Genomic DNA, 23,198 nt, shown 5'->3' with positions numbered 1-23,198 from the left:
CCGATGGTACTGCAGGGGGGACCCTGTGGGAGAGTAGGACGCCGCCGAACAAATTGTGAATGTGGGGAGCCCCGCACCGTATGGTGCGGGGCTTTCCACATTTCCGGACCCTGCCTCGCCGAAAGGCTAAGACAATACTGCGCGCGCAGAGGTCGCAGAGGTAGGGACACCAAACAGTGAGTCGTCGAAAGCCGGGAGTGCGGTCGCTACTGCACGGCTTCAGCCGGACGCAGGCATGTTCCGAACAACAGACATCGGCCGACGGACCGGGTGCCGTAACTATCCGGACGGGAAAGCAAGGCGGGAACAGAGCTGGTGTGATCGGTCCTTGGGGGCGCACCCTGGTAGTGGGCCGGTGACACTTAAGAGAATCATCCCTCAGCGTAGACGGCGTCTCGACCGAAACCTGCTCGACGGGATCACCTCGTGCAGAGATCATATGGAGGTGACGTCGATCGAAGCCGCAGCCGATGACCTGCAGGATCTTGCTGTTCTCTGGAGTAGTGGCGAGGTCCGTGCGCACGATGTCGTCGAGGCCGCCTGCGCAGCACTCGTTGCCGGACTCGACAGCCCCGCACTCCGCATGCTGGCCGGATGCACACGTGCCGAGGCGGAGTACGACGTACCGGACCTGCTGCCCGCCGTCCTCGGTGAGCTGGGCCTTGCGTTCTACCCGCGCGGCAGCGAGGCCGGCCAGGACGCTGCCGTGCGGGCGCTTGCGCACCAGCTGCTCGCGGGCAGGCTGACGCCGCGGGAGCTTGCCTTGCGTGCCCACCAGCGGTTCGGTCATGAACTGCCCCTGGCCGAGCGTCTCGCCGAGCTCGATGACGAGTACGACATCATCGGGTACGGGGACAGGACGTTGGCCCAGCTCGATGCCGAGGTTACGGCCGAAGCCCAGCGTCTGGCGTACGGCTGGCCCGACCCCGACCGGCCTTCGCAGCACCGCGCTTCCCACCGTTGACCGGCGGCACGGCCACCATCACCGCGGTCGCGGCCCACTCCGTCCCAGCCCGTGATGCCTGCTGTGCGAACGCCGCGCCCACCACTGCGCCGATCCGCTCCTCGGCTGAGCCCGGGCGGGCTGCCGTGAGGCCGCCTTCGCTCCGCTGCTGGACGCCGGGGAACTCCTTTGGCCCTGGCAGGTGGCGGGCGCCGGGCGCTTTGCGATCCTGAACGTTACGGGTGCCGGCCAATACGGTCGGCGGCGCTTCGGCCGATGGGTCTGCGGCGACGGGCGGCGGCACGGAATGCCGCGGCGGTGTGCGCCTACGGCGTTCCACGGAGCGAGGAGGCCGAGTGATCGGCGGATACGTTGCACCGCTGACGGGCAAGAAGGCGCTCGTCCTGGTCGACGGTGAGCATTACCCGGACGTGGTCCGGGAGGCGCTGCGCCTGTTGCCGTGCCAGGTCGTCGGTGCCCTGCTCGTAGGGGGAACGGAGAAGCTGCGTGGGGCACCCAACTTCGGTGTGCCGCTCGTGTCGGGAAACCTGGCGCACGCGGTGGCGGCCTGCGGAGCCGAGGTGCTGGTGGACCTGTTGGACGAGCCCGTGGTCGGCGGGCGGGAGCGCATGCAGTACGCGGCCTACGCGATGGCGTGCGGCATCGGGTATGCCGGGGCGGATTTCTATTTCGCGCCACCCCGTCCGGCGGCGTTCGACGTCCCGGCGATCAGCATTGCCGGCACGGGCAAGAGGATCGGCAAGACCGCGGTCAGCGGGCACACCGCACGGTTGCTGGCGGACAGGTGGAAGATTGTGATCGTCGCGATGGGACGGGGCGGCCCCGCCGAACCCGTGGTGATGACCACCTCTCCGGACCTGGCCCGCCTGCTGGAACTGTCCCGCTCAGGGCGGCACGCCGCGTCGGACTACATCGAAGACGCGGTGTTCGCCAAGGTGCCCACGGTAGGGGCGCGGCGCTGCGGCGGCGGTTTCGCGGCCACGCCGTTCACCTCGAACATCGAGGCGGCCGCCGCACTCGCCGCCCGGCTCTCGCCGGATCTGGTCCTGTTCGAGGGCAGCGGCACCGTGCTGCCCCCCGTGCAGGCGCGACGGCGGATTCTGGTGGTCGGAGGCAGTCAGTGCCCCGACCGTGTGCTCGGCTACCTCGGCACCTACCGGGTGCTCGTGTCCGACCTGGTGATCCTCACGCTGGCGGATCCACACCTCGATGTGCGGCCGCTGCGCAAGGCGATCGGGCAGGTCCGTGACGTGCCACTGATCGCAGCCACCCTCCGTCCGAGGCCGACCTCGGACATCTGCGGACGCCGCGTCGCGTTCTTCACCACCGCAGCCACCTCTGCCCTGCCCGGCATGGTCGAGTACCTGAGCACCACCTACGGCGCCCGTGTCGTCCACGCCAGCAGTGCCCTCGCCGACCGCAACCGGCTGCGTGCCGAACTCGATGCGATTGATCCGGAGGTCTACCTGGTAGAACTCAAGGCCGCCGCCGTCGACATGGTGGCCGAGCACGCCGAGAAACGGGGAGCCCCCGTCGTGTTGTGTGACACGCAAGTGTGCCCGCTGCCCGGCGACCCCAGCCTTGATCAGGCCCTCCTCACCCTGGGCAGCGAAGCCATCACAAACGTCGAAGACGGCCGCGATGGCAGAACCGGCCAGACCCATGATGCGCCGAGCCCGGCGGGCCTGGCGCCTCACATGCCTCCGCCGTCGGGGTGAGACGGTGCCGGACGCGGGCCGCTTTGAATGCCCAGGCGGTCGAGGCGCTCGTACAGTGCCCGCACGAGCCGGGTGGCGAGGTACTGCACACCGGCCATGGTGGCTCGCGGCCGTCCTGCCAGACACCGGTCGGCTTCACCGAGAACGGCTTCGGCCGAGTTCCGGATCCGCTGTCCTCAAGCAGCGCGGTATACCAACGCTGGAGGTCGCCAGTCACGGCCCGCGCGCACCCGGCCAACTGTAGACGTCGAACCGTCGAAACTAGGCCCGCTCATCCCACCGCCCCCTGACAAGTTGACTTGCTCTCAACCCGGGCGGAGCTGGCCGGCACGGCCGAGTCAGCGACCGGCCCGTCTTTCGCTGGCTGTCCGGAGAGACTCCGTGGCCTCAGGCACGCCAACGCAAAGCCCTGCAGATGGTGATCGGACGCTCGCCCGCCGCCTTAGGTTTCTTCCCCGTACCACCGGCGAAGAGGAGGACGCTCGCACGTCGATCACCCCAAACCTGACCTGGTCGAGGACGAACGGGCGGTGCGGGTGACGGCTTGCATACGCGGACGGCAGGCGGACCGGCACACCACCGCGTCAGTACGAGCGTGTTTCCCGCATGCGGGACGCGTCGTCTACAAGCAGACGACGACGCCGACGCTGGTGTCCGCGCACCCCGGCGAGTGGTCGATCGTGCCGGACGAAACCGGTGACACCGTCACCTCGCAGCACAGGAGGTACTCCGGGAGAAGGCCATCGCGCAAATGCCCGGGAAGACGCAGGCATCACGCAGGCCCGCACGTACGTGCGCCAGGCCCTGGGCCGTACCAGTACCGCGACCTTGAACCTGGCGAAGAAGCACGCGGAAAGCGCCGTCCACGCACGGTGATGGACCCGAGGGCGGAGCGCAGGCCGCCTGCGCTGCTCGGCGCCGCGCTCCGCCGACTGACAATGCCCGTCCGCCCCAGCCTGGCGGCCGTCACAGGCATCGAAGCCGCCCTGCACCGATGGGCCGGCGCGCCGTCGTCCTCACCTGGTTCGCGGGCACGGCACGGGCCTCGGGGTCAGTCGTGGCGTTCCCGGGGCCTGTGCCATGGTGGTGCTGTCGGCGGCCGCGCTGCCAGACTCAGCGGATGTTGACCGTCACCGGGTCAGAGGTTTGCAAGCGTTCGGGGTGACGGTCGGTCGGGTCGGACAGGCCGTAGACCACCGCGCGGTACTGCTGGGTGCCGCGGTGCGCGGCCTTGACGTGCGCCGTGGCCTTTGAGCCGGTGCCCGTCCAGACCACGTCACCGCAGGTCACCTGGTGCCACGCCTGTGCGCCGCTGCGGCTTTCGAGGCATGCCCGCACGTAGAGGGCGGCGTCGTGGTCCCCTAGTGCTGAGACCGTGAAGGTCTCGCCGACCTGCGCCGTGGACGGCGCCGTGACTTCGGTATCGCCCTTGGCGAACGCCGGCGCGGCGGCCAGAGCCACCGAGGCCAGACCCAGTGCACCGATGACGGCCACACGACCGCCCCGCGCCTTCAAACCGGTCGTCTTCGTTCTGGTCATAGCCTTCCCCCACTCATACGTACCTCTTGCTGATTCTTCGAGTTGCGAGCCGGTACCACCGCCGAGCTGGATCCGCTCAACAGCTTTGCCTGCCGTCGCCGACGCTACGTCAGAAGGTGGTTGCCCGCGAGGTTTTTAACGATCTACGTAGTGCATTGCGCCACCTCGCCTACAAAGATCGCGCCAGCTATCGAGTAGCGGGCGGCGTAGCACCCGCTGGTCTGGTGCCCACAGCCACTGTGGCGTACAGGTCGGCGTCGGTTTCGGCGGTGCTGGCCCGCACTGCCAGGGCGACATCAGGCGGGCCGTCCGGCTACCGCAGGAAGTTGTTCTGCCATTCCGACGAGGGCGTGGACAGTGCGGCTTCGGCGAGGGCCTTGACGATGGGCGTCTTCAGCGAGGCGAGGCTGGTGTTGATCCAGCAGGATGGGCCACCTCTTCCTTCCTGGCCCTGACCGGGCACAACCCAATGACCAGCCCTACGGCAGGGGACCCGACACAAGAACAACCGCCCCCGTGGAAATTCGACGACCTCTCATAACCCCACCACCCCAGCCTCCGGCGGACGGTCACACAGCGCTGCACGACACCGCAGAAGGCAAAGGGCGAGGGTGAGCGGGCCGCCACTGCGAGGTCGGGTGAACGATGCACACCCAACCCAGGGCGATGCCACCGCGCTCAGGGTGTCACGCGCCGATCACTGCCACAGCAGACGCCCGTCGCACGCTCGCTCCGATTTTGGCTGGCTGCTGTGCACTGAGGCCAGCCCAGGCAGTGTCAGAACCAGTCCGACCAGAGGACCGGGTGCGAGCCATTGGCCGGCCGACACGACCCGGCGGGCGCAGTGCCTCCCTGCCGCCTCTCCTGCCCTCGTGACTAGGGGTATTGCCCCGTAACGGTGTTCACGCGGTTGATGGGGCGGGTGGCCTTGAAGTGCGGTGTAGCAGCGGTGGTGGTTGTAGGTGCGGAGGGAGGCCATACTCGACTCGGTCGTCGAAGTCGGAGTAGCCGGCCCGGCGGTTGCTGTAGTCGCCGACCAGAAGCATTCCGAACGAGGGACTGATAGTTGTGTAGTTGGCAGCCTGCGCGAGGTAGCCGCGTTCCACGAGTTCGCGGTTGACATTGGTCTTGCGGCGTTTGACCTCGATGACGAACCGCCTGCCGGGCTGGGGTGTGTCAGGGTATGCATATGCTCGAAGTCGTGGTGGAGACGGAAACCGGGGAGCGGTACGTTCGCGTGGCCGCCGAAGAGCTGACCAGGCTGATCCGGCGAATTGGCGGCGACGGGGACCGCTTCCTGGTGGTGCAGCGGATACCCGACCTGCCTGATCTCTTCGTCCAGGTCTGGCACGAGGCCGGTGGCGACTACACGCTGGAACACCGCGACGGCAGCCCCGAACGCCACTTCCAAGCAACGGCCGACCGGCCGGGGGCCGTGATTGACGCGCTGTCCGGATGGGCCCGCCAACAGGCGGGTTGGGACGCTGGCCTGCCATGGTCACCGCTGGATGTGAATCCCACCCGAGAGGTGCCGCCGCTCGATCTTGCAGAGGGCGAGCGTGAGGAGCTGGAAAGGCGTGTCCGTGAGGTGCTGGTCGGCGGGTACGCCTCTCGCGCCTCCCTGGCCGAGTTCGCCGAGGATTGCCTGACCACCGAGGGCCGCCGGCCTGTCTCGCGCGAGCAGGCCCAGGCGCTGGCCGACAGGATGTGGCTGCAGCGGGTGGCGGAACAGGCCACCTGGCAGGGCGAGACCGACCCTGAGCGGCTCACGCGCGCCTTCGATGCCTTGCAGAAGGCTGGTATCACCACTCGCGAAAATTTCACCTGCTGCCTCAGCTGCGGCCAGTCCCAGATCGGTGGCGAGGCCAGCCCCGGGGCCCGTGGCTTCGTCTACTTCCACGCTCAGTGCACGGCCTCCGCCGCTGCCGGCCACGGACTGTCGCTCCTCTACGGGGGCTTCGACGGCTCCCCCGGGACCACCGCGGCCATCGGCCAGGAGGTCGTAGCCGCCCTCGAAACCGTCGGCCTGCGTGCCGAGTGGGACGGTGACCCGGGCCGTGCCGTGACCATCGCGCCGCTGGACTGGCGCCGACGCCTGATCGGTTAGAGAACGCCGGCCCAGGCCCGCGCACTGTGTCTCCCAGGCACCGGACCTCGTCGATCTGCTTGGTCAGAGGCCAGAGCCGGCTGGCAGGATTATCCGCATGAACGCAGAAGAGGTGGACGGTCTGCTGGATGATCCGGTACGGCTGTTGGGCGCCGATCGGGCAGCGGTGCGTGCGCATATCGCCGCCGGCGACGGTACGGACAGCGTGGGGCGAGAGGCGTTTCAGCAGGCCGAGGCGCTGTTCGGCGGGCAGGAGGTGCCGCGTGCCGAGTTCGCGTCCTGGTTGCACTTCGCGGCGAAGGTGCTCGGACACGACGTGTACGCCGAGCAGGTGGCGGCGGCCGAGCCGGGGATGCCGTGGCGGGCGATCTGGGCGTGGTGGCGCCCGGTGGGGCAGTGCATGGCGCACCCGAACCTCAGCGAAAGCGATGAGGTCCTGCTTCATGTACAAAATGGACGCGAGGCGCTGAGGGTGCAAGGGCCTTGGGAGAGCACCTGGCTTGACCTGGAGACAGGCCAGCCAATACCAGCCCCCGCCAAGGGCACCACAGAGCCGACCGACCGCTCGCAGCTGCGGGATGAGTCCGTGGAGTACCTGGACGCGTGGCAGCTGCACGCTCCGCACAGCTGGGGGACCGCGACCCCGATACCCGCCGAGAACGGCCGGACGCGCTACCTGGTGGAGGACGCACACGGCCTGGCCCTGCTCGCCACCGACCCGGCTGTCCTGCGCGACTGGCCGCGCGGACAGATGAACCATGCCTCGGCAGAGGGTGGCAGTCCGGGGAAGGCAGCACCGCTTGCCACGTCCGCGGAGGAGCCGCTCACTGCCCCGCGCGTCGACGAGGCGTTCGCGCCCTATATAGTCCAGCGCATACCGGTGAGCGAACTGCCCGCCGCGCTCGAACACGCCCCAAGCCGCGCTCACTTGACCGACATCGGCCTGCCGTCATGGTGGTCCTGCGGATCAATCACGTTCGAGCCGCGGCCCGCCGGGGAAGTGACAGCACTGAGCCACGGAGCGCTGCAGGCAATCCGACTGCCGGAAGGGCTGCAAGCCGCCGACCTGCTGGAGCTCGGTACATGCGAGAGCGGTGACATCTACCTGCACCGCCGCGAAGGCACCGTGCACATCTGCGCGTCAGCTGACGACCTGGGTGCCCCGGACGATGTCATGGTCGAACTCGCACCTGACCTCGACCTCTTCACCCGCTGTCTGGAGGCGGTACGCCGGTACATGAACGCCTGCTGGTACCCGTACCCTGACGAGCCCGATATGGGACAGATGCTCCTCATGGAGATGGACGACCTCGCTCCAGACCTGTTCGACCCCGACACCCACAGCGGCGCGCTCTGGGAACACCTCTTCGCAGGCGTGACCGAATTGGGTCCACACGGCTACTAGACATCCGCTCAGCGCTCGCGGCTGCTACGCCGGAGGGGACAGACAAAGATGCATGAGGCGTTCCTGGCCTAGCTGGGGCCGGGGACCTCCGGGCGGCTGCTTCGCGACCTACCTCATCGTCTGGCAGCACCAGGCCACCCCCATGATCGTCCTCGCAGCCGGCCGCACCACCTGAATCAGCACCGCATCCAGCCAAGACGAGAACAGTTCTGCCCCGCCTGCGAGGAGAGCCCAGGGGCTGACCTAGTGCTTCGCTATGCCGGTTTTTGCTCACTTCCACGAGAGCCGGCCTGTAGGGACATTCGACCTTATGAGGCTCACGCTGTTTCAGGCAGCTTCAGACTCCGCAGCCTGGTAATCGCCGGTCATAGCGACGTATGGGCAGGGGCGGCGCTGACCGTGACGGCTAAGGTCTGTCCGGCGGATCATGAGTGTTTCAGGTTCTGTGGCCGTGTAGTTGGTCATGGGGTGGAGTGATCTGACGAACGAGGAGTGGCGCCGTCTGGAGCCGCATCTGCCGGTGGGAGGGCGGCGGGGAGGACGGTGGTCCGGTCACCGGAAGGTGATCAACGGGATTCTCTTCCGGGAGCGGACGGGGATCCCCTGGCGTGACCTTCCGGATCGTGCCGGCAGGTGGAAGTCGGTCTACGAACGACACCGACGCTGGTGCGCCGACGGTAGGGGCCGGATCCTCCACGCCGTCCAGGCCGAGGCTGATGCCGCGGGCCGGATCGACTGGAGCATGGTGGGCGGCGACTCGACATCGTGCCGCGCCCACCAGCACGCCGCCGGAGCCCGCCGGAAGGCACCACGGACACCGAAAAAGGATCACCCCTCGCCGGAACCGCCCCGACGAGGGACTCGAAAGGTCGCGGGGCGGGCTGACGAGCAAGATCCACCTCGCGAGCGCTGCGACCAGCGGCGCCCCTTTGGGAACCAGCAGGCGGGCGATGAGATGAGAGAGCGCGATCCCCACCAACTCCGGGCCCAGGAAGCGCGGAAGAAGAAGTGGTGGACACGGTCGTGCGGCCACAGCCGGGCCAGGCCCGGCGCGCTCAGCATGCCGGTGACCGTGCGCCGCCCGGTCTGCGCGATCGCCCCGGCTACCAGTACGCATAACGAGCGGAACGAAGGAGTGGTAAAGCCGCCCTTCAGGCTCTCCGGCAAACCCGTGAGTGAGGCGGGTGACGTCGCATCGGGAAGCGTCTGTGGGCCCCTCCAGCAGGAGTGTGGATCAGCACCGCCGATGCTTCTCCCGACTCCCTGGCCTTGCAGGCACTTCAGCCACGCTGTCAGTGGCCAGTTGGTCGAGCACGCGTGCGGCCATCATCGAGTCGTACGGGTAGTCCCGCATTAGCAGGCCGATCTGCTTGGTGAACAGCGCGGCCGGTACCGCGGCGCGTACATCGCGCGACGCACCGGCCGCCGAGGCTGCGGATACCGTCTGGAGTTCGAGGACGGTTGCCATGTGGCCTCCCGTATCAGGCCCCGCTCGGTCGGGGCACCGCTGCGAGCACACCGCGCGGCCCTGGGCGCGTCGTCCATCCGTGCAAGAGATGCAAGCGGTTTGCAGGGTGTGCAAAAGTCGTCGCCGCCGGGCGATTCCATCCGTACCGTGGAAGGCCCCGTCCTGCGTGCGGTGGGAGGGCGCCAGGCCCCACGATCCGTTCTGGAGCAGTCACCAGGCCCGTGAGGTGGCCGTCCGGCACCGGCCCGGTGCCCTGGTGCGGATGGGGCGGCGTCACCGGCGCTGGACGCTCGCAAGCCTCGGGGATCGACTGGGCTGCTCGGTCGCAACCGTTTCCTGTCTGGAACGCGCCGTCCGCGTCGGCGACCTTGTCCTGACCCGCCGTGCCGCACAGATGGTCGGTGTGCCGTCCTCCTTGCTCGCGACTTCCCTTGGATTAGCCGCGGGTTCACCCACGGCTGCCACTACCGTGGCCGCCGGGCCGCGTGCTGCCGAGGAGGCCCATGCGCCGTCGCACCCTGCTCGCCACCGCGGCCGCCGGCCGCGCTGCCGGCCTTCGACGACGCCCTCGCCGTCCCGCCGCTGACGCCGAGTTCCTTGATCAGGTGCTGACCCGCGCCCGCGCCTCGGCATCGACCGTTCTCGCTTCACACCGACGAGTCCCCCAGAGTGTGGGTTTCCGGCACGCGGCTCTTGTGGGAGGCGCCTGAACGCCCGTGTACAGGTCGCCTGGGATCTCCAGCGGTGCTCTACCGACCCTGCCAGGGGGCCGCGGGCCCGCCCGGTGGACGGGCGTGGAGGGAGCGGACAGGGGGCCAGCGGTGGGGTTCTGTAAGGGACCGCGGTGGCCAGGGTCCCCGTGTGCTTCGACGTTCGCCGTTGATATGGACATGCTTAAACTGTCGGGCTAGCCTCGGACTTGGTCTAGACCGCATCGGACGTGTGTCCTCCGGTTGTTTCTGCACTGCCGCCTCGTCCTCGCCGTTCGCCCGGCAGTGCATCCGAGGTGCGCGTCCGCCCCCTCCGCACCCTCAGACCACGGGAGCACGCCATGCGCAGGAAACTCACCTCATTACTCCTCGGCCTCGGCCTCGCCGGAACGGCCCTGCTCGCCACCAGCGGCAGCGCGCAGGGTCACGGCTACACCGACTCGCCCGTCAGTCGCCAGCAGCTGTGCGGCAACGGCACCGTCCGAAACTGCGGGCAGATCCAGTGGGAGCCGCCGAGCGTGGAGGGGCCCAAGGGCTTCCCCGCGCGCGGGCCCGCCGACGGGCGCATCTGCGCGGGCGGCATCGGGCGCTTCTCCGAACTGGACGACCCGCGGGGCGGGAACTGGCCGGCCACCAAGCTGACCGCGGGCCAGAGCCACAACTTCACCTGGCGGATCACCGCCCGCCACGCCACCACCGACTTCCGCTACTACATCACCAAGGACGGCTGGGACCCCACCAAGCCCCTGACCAGGGCCGACCTGGACCCGCAGCCCTTCCTCACGGTGCCCTTCGGCGGCCGCCTGCCCGGCTCCACGGTCACCCACGCCGGCGTCCTGCCCCAGAAGACCGGCCGACACCTCATCCTCGGCGTCTGGACCATCGCCGACACCGGCAACGCCTTCTACGCCTGCTCCGACGTGCGCTTCTGACGCGCCCCCGGTTCGGGCCGCACATCCCGCCCTGCCTCTGCGCCCTCCACGGCCAGGCAGACGAACACCGGGACCTGTGCCCGGGCCGGCTACCGGCCCGGGCACAGCCCTTTGATCATGGGCAGCTCGCCCGTCGCAGCGATCTAGCGCCGGCCTCCCGAAGGCGGCCGGTGAGCACCGACCAGCGGGACGCGAACTTCGCCACAACCGAAACGATGCCCTGGTACAGCCGCTGACGAGTGACCCCCATCCGGGCCTGGCACGGGGGAGGGCCACGACGTCACCAGCCGCGCCGGCGTCCCGCGTGCAGGGGCCACGCTGGATGACAGAGCCGGCCGGTTGTGACAGGTCGGCCACGGCGGCGGTGATGGTGGCGTAGTAGGCGAAGTCGCCGTTGTCGGTGGCTTCGCGGAGCAGCCGGACAACGCATCCGCCGTCCGTACCCGCTGGCGAGGCCCGGTCACCGTCCGCCAACGCCACCTGCACGTCTGACCGGCTCACTGCGGCCGGGACCATGCCGATCGGGACTCGGCGACCTGCCGGTGGCGACCCTGCGCCCAGCAGTGATGCGGCCCCGGCGCGCGCCTGAACGCGCCGTATCCCGAGCTGGCCGTAGCGGGGCTCGTCGCGGCGGTCACGCCCCTTCCCCCCGCAGGGGGCACCGTACGCCGAGGCGTACGGCCCCTTACGGCGCGTATACGGCGTCGCTGCCGTACAGCTCCCTGGTGAACGCGGAGACGTCGGCGCTGCGGTCGGTGCCGTCGAGGTTGTACGTGAGGTACACGCCGTACCCTTCGCGGACGGTGCGGCGGGCGAGGCCGGCGGCCGTGCCCTGCGAGGTCCCGCCGATCTCGACAGCCGCCGGCGAGAGTTTCGACTTGGGCAGTGCGATGCCGGGGACCTGCCAGGTGCCGTAGTACGGGTTCCAGGCGTAGTCGAACTTGGAGGAGACGTCGATGCCGCCGTAGGAGAGACGCGAGGCGGACGGGCCGATGTTGTAGAGGCTGATGATCTTGCCCGGCATGTTCGCGCGCAGCGCCGTCACCAAGTGCACGAACGAGCTGCTGTTGGGCCGGCCGGTGCCGTTGGTGCCGTACTTGGCGTACTCGTCGTCGAAGTCGATGCCGTCCAGGCCGTACTTGGACACGGCGTCCGACAGCTGTTTCGCGAATGCCGAAGCCGCCTGCTGCGACGGGAAGTTGGCGAAGCCCGCGCCCTGGTGGTTGCCGAGCACCGAGAGGACGACCTTGATGCCCTTCCGCTGCAATGGCCGCACCTCGGTGGCAACGTTGTCAAGGACGCGTTGCACGTTCTCGTTGAAGTGCAGGTATGCCGTCTTCGTGTCCGTGTTGTAGTTGATGTTCGCTGCGAAGATCACGGCGACGTCGAAGGCATTGCCACCCCCATTGGCGAGGGTGTACTTGCCCACGTTGAGCATGCTGTGGTCGTTCACCTCGACGTAGGCCACCGAGGTCGGTCCCTGCTTCTTGGGGGCGGGACCGGGGGTTGCTGCCGCGCCGGCCGGGGCGGTCGCACCGAAGGCGAGGGCCGCGATGGCCGAGAGCGCGAGCGCGGCCGTCCGCGCTCTGTGCCGTACCAGATTCAACATGAGGGATCGGTCTCCCGTCGTAGGGGCCGGCGCCCGACCTGTTCGACAGCGCCGGGTGAGCCCTGCGAGTTCTACACCCCGTCCAGTTGTTCCGGAAGAGGCCCGTAGCCGTGTGAACGTCGACGAGGTCGCCGACGATGCGGAAGGTTGACGTGCCGGGGTCGCCGGGGCCGACGTGGCTTCGGCCGCGGGCGGAGCGTCGACGACTATGCCCAGCGCACCCGGTGTCCGGCTTCGGCGCGACCCTTGCGCGGTCATGTCGCAGAGGACGGGGAGCAGGCGCTTTTACGCTGCGCACCCGGTCCGGTAACCTTTACTTACCGGTCCTGGTAGGTAGAGGTTACCAAGGAGGTTTCCATGGTTCCTGAGCAGGCCCTCGAGACAGTCGGCCAGGCCCGCAACGCCGAACTGGCGGTGCGCATCGCCAACAAAGCTCGCGCCGCGCTCGCCCACGAGCGCACTGCTCTGGCGGCCCTGGCCGCGGCCGACGCCGGCGCCTCCCACCGCGACATCGGCGCGAAAATGGGCATCTCCCATGTCGCCGTCGGCGCCCTGATCGCCAAGGCCCGGGCGCTTGTGCCCCTTGTGGAAGGGCGCGCCGGCCGCAGCCCGCTGCACGTCGCCATGCGCTACGCGGCCGGCGAGATCGACCGGGCCACCATCGTCGAGGCGCTGGCCACCTGGCCCTACGTCCCGGCCGGCGCACTCACCGACGGACTGCCCGACGACGGAGCCGCACTGACGGTGCCGGGCGCCTTCGACGAGGTGCACGACGCGCTGGTCCATGGCTACATCGACGAAGACGTGTACGACGCGATCCTGCGCCGCCGCGCTCAGCAGCAGTAACGTGCAGAAAGCGGTCTCTGACGGACCCGGGTGAGGGCGAACTCCGCACCGCCGTCGATGGCGCGGTCCACCTGGGACTCGGCCGCGACATACACCACCTGGTCGTGGTGGCCTTCAGCCACACGACAAGCTCCGTGTCGCAGATATCGCCCCGCACGAAGCCGAATGCCTCATGCCCGCGCACCGCGTCCAGATTGGCGATGTTTCCCGGCATAGGTGGGCTGGTCCAGCACGGTCACCGAAACGTCCCGGGGCCCCTGCGGACCCAGTAGCGTACGGACGTAGTGGGACCCGATGAGACTGGCACCGCCGGTCACCGGGATGCGCGCTGTCATGACGGGACCCGTATCTCGCTGTGATCACCAAGCCAGCCGATAGCCGACGAACACCGACATCGAGGCCGCCCGCCAGCAGCCCCTCGCGCTGGCGGAGCCGAGCGAGCTGGAGGCAGATCCGGCGGCAGCGGCGTCCGCGCTCGCCTTCACCGCCCTTCATCTCGCAGTGCGGCTGAACAACTGCGCAACCAGCGTACGGCGCAGGGCGCACCCTGGACGGACCGGCTGCCCAAGCTCACCGCGCGCTCGCTGAACATTGACCCACCGGGGCGGTGATCGCGCGCGTGCTGTGCTCAGCGGTGTGGACCTCGCCAGATTCTGGCGGCAGCACAGAAAGTGGGAACAAGTTCAGGCGCTGTCTGTAGCGTCGAACAGCCGCATACGGTTCAGTACCCGGTCCCTTGTCGGCTCCTGCAGTTCGTCGACGATCCTGCCGTCGGCGAGGAACACCGCGCGGTCGGTGCGCGATGCAGCCACCGGGTCGTGCGTGACCATGACGATGGTCTGGCCGAGACGGCGGACCGCATGCTGAAGAAGCCGCAGCACCTCAGCCCCCGCCCGGGAATCGAGGTTTCCGATGGGTTCGTCCGCGAATATGATCTCCGGCTGGTTCAGCAGCGCGCGGGCACAGGCGACTCGCTGCTGCTGACCGCCGGACAGTTGCGGCGGCCGGTGGGTCAGACGGTCGCGCAAGCCCAGCGTGGCAATCACCTCGGTGAGCCACTGCGCGTCCGGACGCTTACCGGCGAGTGCCATCGGCAGGGTGATGTTCTCGAGGACGGTCAGAGCCGGCAACAGGTGGAACGCCTGGAAGATGAAGCCGATCCGGTCCTGGCGCATCAGGGTCAGCTTCCGGTCGGACAGTTCGGTGAGATTCACTTCACCGATCCAGGCCGCGCCGGAGGAGGGAGTGTCGAGTCCGGTCAGGCAGTGCATCAGGGTGGATTTGCCGGAGCCGGAGGGGCCCATGATGGCGGTGAAGTGTCCGCGGCGGATGTCCAGGGACACCCGGTGCACGGTGACGACGTTGCCGACGAGGGCGAGGAGGGGCACCAACAGTGCGGCCCCCAGGACGGTGGGAAAGAGGCCGAAGGCGTGGGTCGACACGGCGACGAGCGTCGGGGCCAGCGGGGAGGCTGCCTGGGCTAGGAAGCTGATCCCGCTGTGCACTCGGCCCTGAAGCCCGGCTGGGGTCATCCGCATCTGCGCGGTGGTCAGCAAGACGGTGACCACTGGTCTGAAAGCGGAAGCGGCAGCGAGCAGAAACGCCGCAGTCCGGCTGCCGTGGACGAGCGCGGAGCCCATCAGCGCCAGGGCGATCACGCTGGTGGACAGCGCGATACCTCGTGCCGCCGGCAGGCGTCGGACCACCGGAGGGGCGATCAGGGAGCCTCCCAGGACCCCGGCTCCGATCGCCGCGGTCTGCACCCCGATGCCCAGGCCGGCCCGCTCACCGCCGGCCGAAGTGATGATGACGATCAGCAGACCGTTGAAGAGCAGGTTGAGAACGGCGGCATTGATCGCCGCGCAGCGCAGAAATGGTGAGCGCCACAGGAAACGGACGCCTTCACAGGCGGCTTTCAGCGTGGACTGTCTTGGGCCGACGGCTCCCTCCCCCGACAGCAGGGCCGCCGTACAGGCAGCCGCGAGGAGATAGGTGGTTGCATCGAGGGTGAAGACCCACGCCGGCCGGGATGTACGAGATTCCGGACGGCAACGTTCTCGGCCGGCGTCAAGGTACTGCCGGCCATGCCCAAAAGGAGCGCGGCAGACGTCAGCACGGGCAGGCCAAGGGCGCTTCTTGTCTGGAGCACCGCCAGAGTTTCCAGGCTTTTTGCGCCGAGCAGATTGCCGTAGAGCAACAGCGTCCGGCGGTCGTATCGGCCCGCGAACACTCCGGCAGGCAGGCAGGCAGGCAGGCGGGCAGGCAGACAGACAGACAGGCAGGCGGGGCAGGAGAATGCCCGCGGACAACGCCGTGCCGGTCAGCCCGGCTTGCCGGACGTCCCCGGAGGCATGCATCGCGACGACCGGCAGCGCGGTGATCGAAGCGCTTGTCCCGAACGCCGATGCCGCCTCCCCACTGAACAGCAGCCAAAACGGTCTGCCCAGTGCCTGCCCCGGTGGCGCTGCCTTCACTGTCCTCTCCGGGCGAACTGCCGCTGGACGGCGAGTAGTGGATGGGCGGTCAGTACTGCGGGGACACCGAGCGCCAGTACGGCACCCACGAGCACACCCGCGGTCCAGGGGGCGTCGAAGGCTGGCAGCGGGCCGAGGCCGAGCGTCACGGACAGCGGGATCAGGCACACCACGGCGACGAGACCGGACAGCGCCACACCCACCACTCCTCCGCCCAGTGCCTCATACAGCACACAGCGCAGCATCTGGAAGCGGCTGAGACCCAGGGCCCGCAGGTGGGCGCGTTGTGCCACCCGGTCGCGCTGGGCCAGGGCACTGGTGTTGGCCGCCGCGAGCAGCGCGTATGCCGCGATCACCGCCACGATCAGACGGGTGGCCAGATCATCGGCGGGATTGCGGGTGAAGGTTCGTGCATAGTCCTCGCGCGAGGCGACGGTCTGGCCTTTCGCCGCGGGCCAGGCGCTGCTCGGTCCCGTCAAGAAGATTCGGTCGGCGGTGGCAGCGGCGGTGTGGGCGAGGGCGGTGGCGCGCGGGAGAATCATGCGGGGGAACGCCAGGTCGCGCTTGTAGATCGCGACGAGGGTGGACCGCTGTGTCGTTCCGTCCGCCAGCGTCAGGTCCACGGACTGGCCGATCTTCCACTTCGCCTCCTCCGCGAAGGTGGCGCCTGCGGCGAAGGTGCCTGCGGTTACCTTCGTCAGGTCCCCCTCGCGCGCGGAGAGGTCCAGTACTCGCGCCAGCACGTGTCCGTCCACGCCCCAGGCACGGATGGGCTTGGGCGCTGAGCGGCGTTTGCGGCCGGGCACGGTGACTTGGGTGGCCACCACGGGGGTGGCGGTGGCTCCGGGGAGCGTGCCGGGACTGGCCGGGAGCCGAACTCCCGGTTCCGCGCTGATCACCGCGTCGGCCCGTAGTGCCGATGTGACCTCCTGCTGGGTCGCGCGGCCCATGGTGGCGCCGGCGCCGAGCAGGCAGGCGGTTATCCCCACGGCCAGCAGGACGGGAACGGCCAGGGCCGTGGTGCGGCCGGGCGCGGCCCGCAGGCCGGCGGCGGCGATGGCACCGACGCGCCGGTCCAGTGCGCGCAGGACCGCGCACAACGGCCTGGTCAGCGGGGGGATGACCCACGGGGCGAACACGGCCAGGGTCGGAATGACGAAAAGGGCCAGTCCGGGGGCGACACCGGCGCGTTCCTTCGCGGAAAGCCCCGGCAGGGCCATGACGGGCAGCAGCGGCGCACAGAACGTCAACGCCATGAACAGACCAGCGATCAGTCGGGCCCGGCTGCGCTTGAGTCCCGGCGCGCTCTCGTGGTCCTTCAGGAGGTCGATGGCGTTGACCCGTCCGGCGGTCCGCACGCTCAACAGCGCGGCGAGCACGCTGACACCGCCGGTCGCCAGGCACACGACGGCACAGACACCCCACATCTCGGCGGACGGCGGCAGCGATGTGGCAGCGGGCCACATCTGCTGCTCGATGAGGAGGCGACGTCCGAGTTCTGCCAGCGGCAGGGCTCCGGCCGCGGCGCCGACGGCCGCCGAGGACAGGGCCAGGCGCGCCACGTCCGCAGCCACCATCAGCCGCAGCCGGGCGGCGGTGGTCCCCAGGGCCCTGAGGACGGCGAACTGGCGCAGCCGCTGTCCCGTCCACAGCGAGACGGTGGAGCCGACGACCAGGACCGCACACATCAGCAGCATGGACATCAGCAGTCCCATGATCTGCTGAGCGCCTTGGGCAGCAGCCGCTTCGGGCGAGTTCACCGGATGATCGGCAAGGCCCGCGCCCAACAGGAGCAACAGACAGGCCCCGACACCCGCCGCGGTGGCGCAGCACGCTGCCGCCACGCCGATGACCCGCCCGGCATGAGCCCGTATCTCCGCCCAGAAGAGACGGGTGGGGGTGAGGCGCGGGACGGCCAAAGGAGGCGGAGTAGGGGGCACCACAGACACGGTTACTGTCCTTCACAGAGTGATCTGCTGGAAACGGTGCGGGGAGGCCACACGCGACGTGGCGTCCCCGCACCTCCTCTCAGGGCTGAGAGCTATCAGGTGTCACAGGTGATCCAGCTGACGGAGCTCACCCCTGGGTGGGGTGGGCTCCGGGGAGCAGACGGGCGCCGGACGTCTTGGTCGCCTGCGCTGCCAGCAGGGCACCGGCGGACCCGGTGGCCAAGTCAGTCGACAGGCGCAGCAGTTGGTTTCCGTAGAGGACCTGTGCGCCGTCGTGGTCAGCCACATGCAGTGACAAGAGGCGCATCTGGTGCTCGGCCCATGAGGGGGCTTGCGGTACGTGCGCCGAGGCGTGGGAGAGGAAGTAGGCGAGTCCTGAGCGGCCGTTGAACAGGCCTGCCTGGACCACGGTGTGGACCGCTGCGGCGCGGGCAGCCCCTGAGACGATGCCGGTGACGTCGATCGCAGTGGCCTGGGCCTCGGGCAGGGCCATGGCCGCCAGGGCCACTCCGGCCGACCCTTCGGCGAGGTAGGGCAGCAGCCGCTGAGATGAACGCATCTGGAGTGTTCCGTCCAGCTCCCGTGCGTGCTTGAGGTCGGCGCGTACAGCGGTGGCAGCAGCCTTCGCCCACTCCTCGTCGCCGGTGAGCCGGGCGCAGCGGGCGAGCAGCACGGCCGGTCCGGACCAGCCGTACATCAGGCCGGGGCGGTCCAGTACGTCCCTTTCGCCCACGCGGTCGCGGACGGCCGCGGCGACCTTGAGCCCTGCGTCAGGCTCACCGGCGTCCAGCAGGAGATGGGCGATGCCGGTCAGTCCGCTGAACAGTCCCGGCGAGGAGGGCAGCCGGCTGGAGAGAATGCGGTCGATCAGCTCCCCGGCCAGCGGGTGGCCGAGTCGGTGGAGCAGCCACGCGGTGCCGGCCAGCCCGTCGTAGAGCCCGAGCGGAGTGCGAGCCGGGGCCTGCCGGGCCGCGCGTTCCAGCCACGCGAGGTGTCCTGGGTCCACGCAGGCGCCGGTGCTCAGCTGGGCGAGGAGGACACCGGGGGCGCCGTGGGCGAGGCCGAGCACCGCGCCGTCCTGGTGCCCGGCGATGTCGCCGGGGTAGAGGCGGTCGGTGCGGGTGGTGTCGGCGGACCTGCCGATGCCGCGCAGCAGGGCGTCGGTGCGCGGTGGGGTGAGCGCGGGCACGGCGTGGGTCCGGCGCCCAGGAACGTGGGGGCGCAGGTTCGGCGACAGAGCCAGGCGCTCCGCCATCCGCTCGACGTACGCGGCAGGCAGCGTCGGGAAGGCGCTGGTGGCCATCTCGAGCAGGTGACCGAGGACCGCCGGCGTGCGCTGTAGCAGGCCGGTGAGCGGCATGAGTGCGGCCAGCTGACAACAGCCCAGGGCGTAGAGATCGCAGTCGCGGGCGCTGGTGAGCGATGGGTCGATGAAGCCGGGGGCGCCGAGCACGGCGGTGCGTTCGGTGTCGACGGCCGTGGCGAGCTCGAAGTCGACCAGGGCGATGGTGTCGTCGTCACGGATGAGAACGTTGTACGGGTGGAGGTCGCCGAAGGCCAACCCCGCGTTGTGCAGGGCCTCGACGACGGCCTCCACCTGACGCAGGTAGTCCAGGACCAGCGTGGTGTACACGGCGCGCACCCGCTCGCCGGGGGCGTGCCGGGTGAGAGGGTAGTCACGGCCCATCCACGTGCCGAGGGATTCTCCCTGGATGTGCTCCATGACCAGGTAGTGATGCTCCCACGCGGTGAAGTACTCGATGGGGCGTGGGACGAACGGCAGGTGGCCGACGGCTGCCAGGGCCGACCATTCGTTGTACAGCCGGTCCACCGCGTCGGCGCCGGAGGCATCCAGGCCCGCATGAGGACGAGCCTCCTTCAGCACGACCTCGGTGCCGTCGGGAGCCTCGGCCAGGTACACGCCTCCGCCGTTGGAGAAGTGCAGGGCCTTGAGCACCGTGTAGCCGTTGAGCGTGTCGTCGGCCTCCGCGACTGCCGTGGCAAAGCCGGCGGCAAGGAAGTCCGGGACATCGGCCCACTCGGGAACGGTGAAGACTGGCCGGCGCCGGTCGGGGACGGCGTTGCCCAGCGGATCGCGCAGAGCCGGTACCCGGGAGCCGTCGGGCAGTTCACACCACATGAGCGTGAACGCCCCGTACCGGACCGACACCGGTCCCCTGTTCCAACGGCGGTCGGAGAGGACGTACGGGCCTGGGCGGCCGCCAAGTACCGCATCGAGGTCGGTGAGGGCAACGCGCAGCTCTTCCGCGTTACGCGGGTAGACGGTAATAACCTTGCCACTGGCGGCGCGGTTCGCATACTTGCTGTTGAATATGTGTGTAACGCGGCGGCTGCGCAGGAATTTCCAAGGAATATTCAGCCGCCGGCACACCTCCCAGGCCTGATCGATTGTTTCCTCGGCGATATCAATCGTGGCCGTAATGTGAATCTTCCAGCCCTGGTCGGGCAATCGCGGACCGCTGACAGGAGTGAGAACATCCCATACGCCGTGCTGGTTCCGCTCCCAGTCAACGGGCAACTCTCGTTCGGTCAAAGAGAATCGCGAGGCGGCATCGTCACAACGTTCCAGTGGCTCATACCAATCAGAATCCGCGACGATATAGGGACCGTAATCCGGATCCACTTTCCCCTCCATAGCCCCTTGCCGTAGGGATTCTTCGTCCGGTACGGCACCGAACACGGAGCAGAGCCGGATTCTCGCGCCCTTCGCCGATATGAATCATCCTCTGGGGTGGTCGAACACCCGTCAACCTTTTTAGTGTCAGCTTAATTGCCATCGAGAAGGGGACCTGCCCAGGGAAGGCTTGCGCCCGATGGTGTGCCGGGCGCCGTGCGAGGCCGGGCTTCCAGCCCTCTGTCGATGGAGGTCAGGCTCTGGGACGGTCGTGAAACCGACGACCTTTTCAGTGGCAGCTCAAAAGGACGGCGTATTGCTACGTACCGCTCACGATCCGGTGTTCGGTGGGCGCACACCACCGCACGCGGCAACGGACGGCTTGTCATGGTGGGCCGAAGCTCCGAGCTGTCCGGCAAGCAGGCTCGCGGAGTTAGTCAAAGTTCGGACCGACATGCAGAAGGCAGCGGCCAAGCGTGGTGAGAGTGTGCACGACCCGGCCACCGCTGCGACAGGTGAAGACCAGCCCGGCATTCCGCAGCGTGCCGGTGTGCTGGCTGATCGCTGCCGGGGTGACTCCCAGTTTCTCGGCGAGTTCGCCGTTGCTGCAGCCGTCACGCAGCCCATGGAGAACAGCTGCCCTGGTCTTCCCCAACAGGGCGGCCAGGCTGTCTTGCGGCAGGAAGTCGGCGGCAGGCGCGGGCGGCCGCCCCTCATCCAGGAGCGATCCATGGCGATCGCTGGGGCGGTCGGGAAAGACCAGGACAGGGCTGCTCTCCGCGGTCCAGGGAAACGACGGGAGCACCGCGGCGCCCCCCTGAAGAAAGAGCGACGGGGACAGTAGCAGTCCGCGCCCATTCGGCTCGACCCGGGCCATGCCTGCAGAGTCGATTTCCAGTACCGGCGCTCTCCAGCGTATGTAGGGGCTGAGGTTGTTCAGCAGTGCCTCGATTCCTTCACTGCACATGGTGTCCCGGCGAAAATCCCGAACGGAGGTCAAATGAGCGTGGACACGCTCCCAATGCGGCCGCACGGCCACGTGGCACATCTCGCCGATAGCAGCCGCTAAGTGCGACCTGCGTAGCCCCGGTTCGAGACCGGGGAGCGCACTCGGCACCCCGGTGTCGCCCGACCAGGCGGACAAGACCTCCCGAGATCCCCCGCTGAAACTTGCCAGCCGTCGGGCCCCGTCCAGTTCCTTTCCTGCTTGCGCTATTCTCGTGATCACTCTACGGCGCCAAGCCCGCAGGAACTCGCTCTGATCGTTGCGCAGGGCATCCACTGCGAAAATCGTCTCGACATGCCAGCCGAGTGGGCCGATGATTCTGGTCCGTGCCAAGTCGTCGACACAAAGAGTTATGCGTTGCACAAGTGTGACAGTTCCGTTTCTTGGTCGCGAAGGTTTTGCGTGGCCGTCGGAGGCGGGCAGGCCGTGACCTTGGCTTCGTCCCGCACAGCGATAGCCTGCTACGAAGAGGAGGGCCGTCGCCGAACGCTGCAGTCACGTGAAGGCAAGAGTTGCCGGAGGCGGGCCATGTGCCGGTCCGAGTGTCACGGATAGGTTAGGCTTCCGGCCCAGCAAGTGAACGCCAGCCAGGGGGTCACATTTCCGCCCGGCGGTGATATGAGGGATTCCACTGTGCCTAATGTGCCACACATCACACGCGACGAGGGTTCACTCGGAGCGCAAGCTCCGGAGGCTGAGCCGCCTTTCTTCCGGAGTGAGGACCGTGAAATCTACGGCTGGGTATCCGGGGTCACGCATTGCTCCGTCGAGGAAGTCGCCTCGGCCACTGGTTTGCAGCAGCACGAAATTGAGGAGTCGATCTGCAGGTTGATCCGGCTGGGTCTGATCCGTATTGACTCATCGCCCGCAAAATATTTCGCGGTGTCACCCGAGACGGCGCGGGCCGAGCTCATTGCGCCTCTGCAGCGCGACATCGAGCGTCGGCAGCACGAGGTCGACCGCATTCGCGCCGTGCTGTACGAACTCACCAGTGTCTATCAAGAAGGGGCGGCGCGCCGTGTGGGACCCGCGCCTGTGGAGGTCATCGCCTCGCCTTCCCAAGTCGCCGAGCTGGCGTTGCAGTTGGCTGCCTCCTGTCATTCGGAGATCCTGCTCTCCGAGCCGGACGCGGCCGCCGCTGCCGAGGCTATGCCGTTCTTCCAGTCGGACGGCAGTTCCGTGCTCGGTGAGGATGTCGAGGTCCGCGCCCTATTTCCGCACACGGCACGCTTTCGGCCGGATCTCGTCGAACGCATCAAGGTCCAGGGGCGGCGCAACACGTCGTACCGCACCCGTAGCGACAGTTTCATGCCGTTGATCGTTTTCGACGGGCAGGTGGCGTTTTTCTTCGATCGCACGCGTTCGGAGGGGGCCGTGCTGGTTCGGGACCCCACCGTCGTCTCGTTCGCAGTCGCCGCCTTCGAGCGGGCGTGGACCCGTGGCATCACATTCAGCGCCTCTTACGAGCGCCAAGTGGTGGCAGAACTGTCCGAAAACACTAAGCGCACCATCTTGCGTCTCATGGTGCAAGGCGTCGAAGACCGGTTGATCGCGCGGCGGTTGAACATGTCCTTGAGGTCTTGCCAACGCCACATAGAAGTCATCATGCGACGGCTGGGTGCCAAGACCCGCATGCACGCGGGCTTTCTCGTCGGCGAGAGTGGCCTACTGGACGACTGAACGAGCGGGTTGCAGTGCTCGAGAGCGGGCCGCAGGAGCACGTCCGGCCCGCAGCGTTCGCCGAGCTGCTGGTGAGTGCGCCGCCGACTTCACCGATACGCCGCTGACGGCCTGCCCGTACGGCTGCGAGCGGACCCTGGGCCCCGTGGGAAACGT

14 protein-coding genes and 2 pseudogenes are annotated in these 23,198 nt (G+C 68.4%); 8 read left to right on the top strand and 8 right to left on the bottom strand.

What is annotated here, in order from left to right; translation table 11 throughout:
- Positions 1-445 precede the first annotated feature (445 nt).
- Together ACH4OW_RS34205 and ACH4OW_RS34200 are read left to right on the top strand one after the other, a co-directional pair.
- Complete coding sequence (locus ACH4OW_RS34205; protein WP_398031904.1) at positions 446-964, top strand: hypothetical protein; 519 nt, start codon at positions 446-448, stop codon at positions 962-964.
- Positions 965-1,299: 335 nt separating this feature from the next.
- On the top strand, positions 1,300-2,682 hold the full coding sequence (locus tag ACH4OW_RS34200) for a hypothetical protein (RefSeq protein WP_398031902.1): 1,383 nt from the start codon (positions 1,300-1,302) through the stop codon (positions 2,680-2,682).
- 1,113 nt (positions 2,683-3,795) lie between these two features.
- On the opposite strand, the gene ACH4OW_RS34195 is transcribed toward ACH4OW_RS34200, so the two are convergent.
- On the bottom strand, positions 3,796-4,221 hold the full coding sequence (locus ACH4OW_RS34195) for a hypothetical protein (protein WP_398031900.1): 426 nt from the start codon (positions 4,219-4,221) through the stop codon (positions 3,796-3,798).
- A 1,189-nt stretch (positions 4,222-5,410) separates the two neighbouring features.
- On the opposite strand from ACH4OW_RS34195, the gene ACH4OW_RS34190 reads away from it, so the two are divergent.
- The 3 genes and pseudogenes from ACH4OW_RS34190 to ACH4OW_RS34180 all read left to right on the top strand — a co-directional run.
- Complete coding sequence (locus ACH4OW_RS34190; RefSeq protein ID WP_398031897.1) at positions 5,411-6,328, top strand: DUF6891 domain-containing protein; 918 nt, start codon at positions 5,411-5,413, stop codon at positions 6,326-6,328.
- A 97-nt stretch (positions 6,329-6,425) separates the two neighbouring features.
- Positions 6,426-7,733 carry an SUKH-4 family immunity protein gene (locus ACH4OW_RS34185; RefSeq protein ID WP_398031894.1) on the top strand — a complete coding sequence of 436 codons (1,308 nt, stop codon included), beginning with the start codon at positions 6,426-6,428 and terminating at the stop codon, positions 7,731-7,733.
- A gap of 463 nt (positions 7,734-8,196) precedes the next feature.
- Positions 8,197-8,641 (top strand): annotated as a pseudogene (locus tag ACH4OW_RS34180) (IS5 family transposase); the annotation flags it as partial.
- Positions 8,642-8,967: 326 nt separating this feature from the next.
- Here ACH4OW_RS34180 and ACH4OW_RS34175 read toward each other — a convergent pair.
- Positions 8,968-9,201 (bottom strand): hypothetical protein, encoded by a 234-nt coding sequence (locus ACH4OW_RS34175; RefSeq protein WP_398031892.1) that lies wholly within the window; start codon positions 9,199-9,201, stop codon positions 8,968-8,970.
- Positions 9,202-10,252: 1,051 nt separating this feature from the next.
- Between ACH4OW_RS34175 and ACH4OW_RS34170 the strand changes: the two genes are divergently transcribed.
- Positions 10,253-10,843: a lytic polysaccharide monooxygenase gene (locus ACH4OW_RS34170; protein ID WP_031000625.1), complete on the top strand. Its 591-nt coding sequence runs from the start codon at positions 10,253-10,255 to the stop codon at positions 10,841-10,843.
- Between the two features lie 685 nt (positions 10,844-11,528).
- On the opposite strand, the gene ACH4OW_RS34165 is transcribed toward ACH4OW_RS34170, so the two are convergent.
- Positions 11,529-12,452, bottom strand: a complete 924-nt coding sequence (locus ACH4OW_RS34165) for an endo-beta-N-acetylglucosaminidase H (protein WP_398031889.1) — start codon at positions 12,450-12,452, stop codon at positions 11,529-11,531.
- Between the two features lie 357 nt (positions 12,453-12,809).
- On the opposite strand from ACH4OW_RS34165, the gene ACH4OW_RS34160 reads away from it, so the two are divergent.
- On the top strand, positions 12,810-13,298 hold the full coding sequence (locus ACH4OW_RS34160) for a hypothetical protein (RefSeq protein WP_398031886.1): 489 nt from the start codon (positions 12,810-12,812) through the stop codon (positions 13,296-13,298).
- 23 nt (positions 13,299-13,321) lie between these two features.
- Here the strand turns inward: ACH4OW_RS34160 and ACH4OW_RS34155 are convergent.
- The 5 genes and pseudogenes from ACH4OW_RS34155 to ACH4OW_RS34135 form a co-directional block, all read right to left on the bottom strand.
- Positions 13,322-13,633: pseudogene (locus ACH4OW_RS34155) on the bottom strand (GDP-mannose 4,6-dehydratase); the annotation flags it as partial.
- Positions 13,634-13,981: 348 nt separating this feature from the next.
- Positions 13,982-14,692: an ABC transporter ATP-binding protein gene (locus tag ACH4OW_RS34150; protein ID WP_398031920.1), complete on the bottom strand. Its 711-nt coding sequence runs from the start codon at positions 14,690-14,692 to the stop codon at positions 13,982-13,984.
- 1,076 nt (positions 14,693-15,768) lie between these two features.
- On the bottom strand, positions 15,769-17,487 hold the full coding sequence (locus ACH4OW_RS34145; RefSeq protein ID WP_398031884.1) for an FtsX-like permease family protein: 1,719 nt from the start codon (positions 17,485-17,487) through the stop codon (positions 15,769-15,771).
- A 361-nt stretch (positions 17,488-17,848) separates the two neighbouring features.
- A complete protein-coding gene (gene lanKC / locus ACH4OW_RS34140) occupies positions 17,849-20,377 on the bottom strand; it encodes a class III lanthionine synthetase LanKC (protein ID WP_398031883.1) in 2,529 nt (842 codons plus the stop codon).
- Positions 20,378-20,789: 412 nt separating this feature from the next.
- Entirely contained in the window at positions 20,790-21,638 is an 849-nt protein-coding gene (locus tag ACH4OW_RS34135) for an ArsR/SmtB family transcription factor (protein ID WP_398031880.1), read from the bottom strand.
- Between the two features lie 366 nt (positions 21,639-22,004).
- Between ACH4OW_RS34135 and ACH4OW_RS34130 the strand changes: the two genes are divergently transcribed.
- Positions 22,005-23,042: a LuxR C-terminal-related transcriptional regulator gene (locus ACH4OW_RS34130; RefSeq protein ID WP_398031878.1), complete on the top strand. Its 1,038-nt coding sequence runs from the start codon at positions 22,005-22,007 to the stop codon at positions 23,040-23,042.
- Positions 23,043-23,198: the final 156 nt, after the last annotated feature.

Origin of the sequence: Streptomyces sp. NPDC017056 (assembly GCF_044332485.1) — a bacterium.
Classification (GTDB): Bacteria; Actinomycetota; Actinomycetes; order Streptomycetales; family Streptomycetaceae; genus Streptomyces.
Note: the sequence above shows the minus strand (reverse complement) of the source record. Positions and strands in the feature narration are given on the sequence as shown.